This is a genomic window from Thermobifida fusca NBRC 14071 = JCM 3263 (genome assembly GCF_001592045.1).
GTDB classification, from domain to species: Bacteria; Actinomycetota; Actinomycetes; order Streptosporangiales; family Streptosporangiaceae; genus Thermobifida; species Thermobifida fusca.
On the sequence record NZ_BCWB01000079.1, the window covers coordinates 1 to 3022 of the forward strand.

Genomic DNA, 3022 nt, shown 5'->3' on the forward strand with positions numbered 1-3022 from the left:
CGTTCTTTACTTTACCGGCTTTCTTCGAGACCACCAAATTGGTGTTTCCGAAGCTTTTCCGATAAAGCCAGAACGGAAAGTCGCCGCCAATTCTTCGCGGCACAGTGAATTATGCCAGAAAGAATCGGCGCCGAAGACCATTGGGAGGTGGGCCCGTCCACCAGAGCGGTGTCCGGTTCGCCCTGAGAAGAGTGCCTCTCCCCCTGGCCAGGGCCAGAGGTCCCTCGAGACACTTCAAAGAACTTACCCACTCAGTCAAGTCACGACAACTTGAACCCCGGTGATGCGGGTCACAGTAAGCCTGAGCGGGTGTCTTCGCCAGGCGTCCAACAGCGACGAGTCCGTGGATATTCCCACAGGCCAGCAGGGAGAGGGCTACCCCTGTCCGCCCAGGACCTTGTGCAGGGCGACACTCCCGGCCTTGCTACTTCTTCTCCCCGACTCTTACCTCCCGCCTCCCCACCATCCCCATCTTGATTACTTAGAGTGAAATTCTGAGCACATAAAGCATCGACTGTGTGCGGCGGTCCACCAGGTCCGACGCCTGTCACCTCGCTGGGGAGGCTTCATGCGTACCGTGAGCGGCCCGACGGACCACGTCGTCGTGGTGGGGGCAGGCCTGTCCGGGCTCGCCGCAACCCTGCACCTGCTCGGTGCGGGACGCCGGGTCACCGTCTTTGAGCGTGAGGAGTACCCGGGCGGCCGGGCGGGACAGCTCGACCTGGACGGCTTCCACATCGACACCGGTCCGACCGTGCTCACCATGCCCGACCTGCTCGACGAGGCACTGGCCGCGGTAGGCGAATCCCTCAGCGACCGCCTCGACCTGGTCCAGCTCTCCCCCGCGTACCGTGCCGTCTTCCCCGACGGATCGGTGCTCAACGTCCACACCAACGCGGACGCTATGGCCGACGAGGTCGCTCGCGTGTGCGGATCACACGACGCCAAGGGGTACCTGCGGCTACGCGCCTGGCTGCGGGAACTGTACGAGCTGGAGATGGCCCGGTTCATCGACACGAACTTCGACTCCCCGTTCACGCTCCTCTCCCCCGAGCTTGTCCGGCTGGCCGCCCTCGGCGGTTTCCGGAGCCTCTCCGCGGCGGTAGGCCGGTTCGTCCGCGACGAGCGGCTGCGCCGCATCTTCTCGTTCCAGTCCCTGTACGCGGGGGTACCACCGCACCGCGCCCTCGCCGCTTACGCGGTCATCGCGTACATGGACACCGTCGCCGGCGTCTACTTCCCGCGCGGCGGCATGCGTTCCCTGGGAGAAGCCCTGGCCGCCGCAGCCACCAAAGCCGGGGCGGAACTGCACTACGGAAGGACTGTCACCCGGCTGGAACGGCGCGGCAACCGAGTGCGTGCCGTGGTGCTTGCCGACGGGGAACGGGTGCCCTGCGACGCCGTGGTCGTCACCGTGGACCTGCCCTTGGCCTACCGTCTCCTCGGCCGGACCCCGTGGCGGATCGTCCCCCTCCAGTTCGCTCCCTCCGCGGTCGTCCTCCACGCGGGCACCGACCGCACCTGGCCGGTGCTCGACCACCACACCCTCCTGTTCGGCACGGCGTGGCGGCGTACTTTCACCGAGATCACCCGGTTGGGGAAACCGATGAGCGACCCTTCGCTCCTGGTGACGCAGCCGACCGTGACCGACCGCAGCCTGGCCCCGCCTGGGCGGCACCTGCTCTCCGTGGTCGCGCCCTGCCCGAATCTGCGCACTGGGCGGATCGACTGGGTGTCCTTCGGCCCTCGCTACCGGGAGCAGCTCGGAGCAGTCCTGGAGGACCGCGGCCTCACCGGATTCTCCGAGTCTGTGCGCGTCGAACGGCTCGTCACCCCGCACGACTGGTCGCACATGGGGCACGCGTTCGGCACCCCGTTCGCTACCGCGCACACCCTCTTCCAGACCGGTCCGTTCCGGCCGCGCAACCTCGTGTCGGGGATCGCCAACGCGGTCTTGGCGGGATGCGGGACCACTCCGGGGGTGGGCCTGCCGACGGTCCTCATCTCGGGGAAGCTCGCCGCGGCACGGATCACCGGGTGCACCTCGCCCACGCGGTCCACGATCACCGGTTCGGGGAGACGGCGGTGAAGCGGGAACTGCGGGCCGCGGGCATCACCGACCCCCAGCTGTGCGCGGCCTACCTGCACTGCCGGACGCTGCACGCCCACCACGGGCGCACCTACTATCTGGCCACGCTCACCCTCCCCCCGCAGCGGAGGCCCGCGATCCACGCCCTCTACGGCTTCGCGCGCTGGGTGGACGACGTCATCGACGCGCCACGCACCGCCCTCCCCGTGGAGGCGCGGGCTGCCCTGCTGTCCGAAGTCGGCACCGAGCTGACCGCTGCCCTGGCGGGGGGAGAGGACGTCCACCCGGTGGTGCGCGCTGTGGCGGACACCGCGCGGCGGTACGAGATCGGCGCCGAACTGTTCACGGCGTTCCTGCGGTCCATGCGGATGGACCTGTCCACCACCGACTATGCGAGCTTCGAAGACCTGCGCGGCTACATGTACGGCTCGGCCGCGGTGATCGGGCTCCAAGTGCTGCCGGTGCTCGGCACCGTGGTCCCGCTGCCGCGGGCTGCCCCGCATGCGGCAGCGCTCGGCGAGGCGTTCCAGTTGACCAACTTCCTGCGGGATGTGGCTGAAGACCTGGACCGGGGGCGGGTCTACCTGCCCGCGGACATCCTGGCCCGCTACGGGGTGGACCGGGACCTGCTGTTGTGGTGCCGTGCTCACCGGCGCGGGCATCCGCGGGTGCGGGACGCGCTCGCCCACCTGGTGGCGTTGAACCGGGAGATCTACCGGACGGCTGCCCCGGGCATCGCGATGCTCGACCCGGTGTCGCGTCCCTGCGTCGCTACTGCGTTCACCCTGTACCAGGGGATTCTCGACGTCATCGAAGCATCCGGCTTCGACGTGTGGAGCGGTCGGTGCACCGTGCCGCAGTGGCGGCGCGTGCAGGTAGCGGTTCCCGCCTTCGCCCGGGCCATGCTGCGCCGGGCGGTGTCGGGACGCCGGG

Annotated in this window: 2 protein-coding genes; both read left to right on the forward strand. The window is 68.7% G+C overall.

The window, feature by feature from the left end; all coding sequences use genetic code 11:
* Window positions 1-568: 568 nt before the first annotated feature.
* Complete coding sequence (gene crtI / locus TF1_RS15625; RefSeq protein ID WP_011293492.1) at window positions 569-2089, forward strand: phytoene desaturase family protein; 1521 nt, start codon at window positions 569-571, stop codon at window positions 2087-2089.
* Window positions 2038-3022, forward strand: a 985-nt coding sequence (locus tag TF1_RS15630; RefSeq protein WP_255266204.1) for a phytoene/squalene synthase family protein, incomplete at its 3' end; no start/stop codon positions are given. The genes crtI and TF1_RS15630, both read left to right, overlap by 52 nt.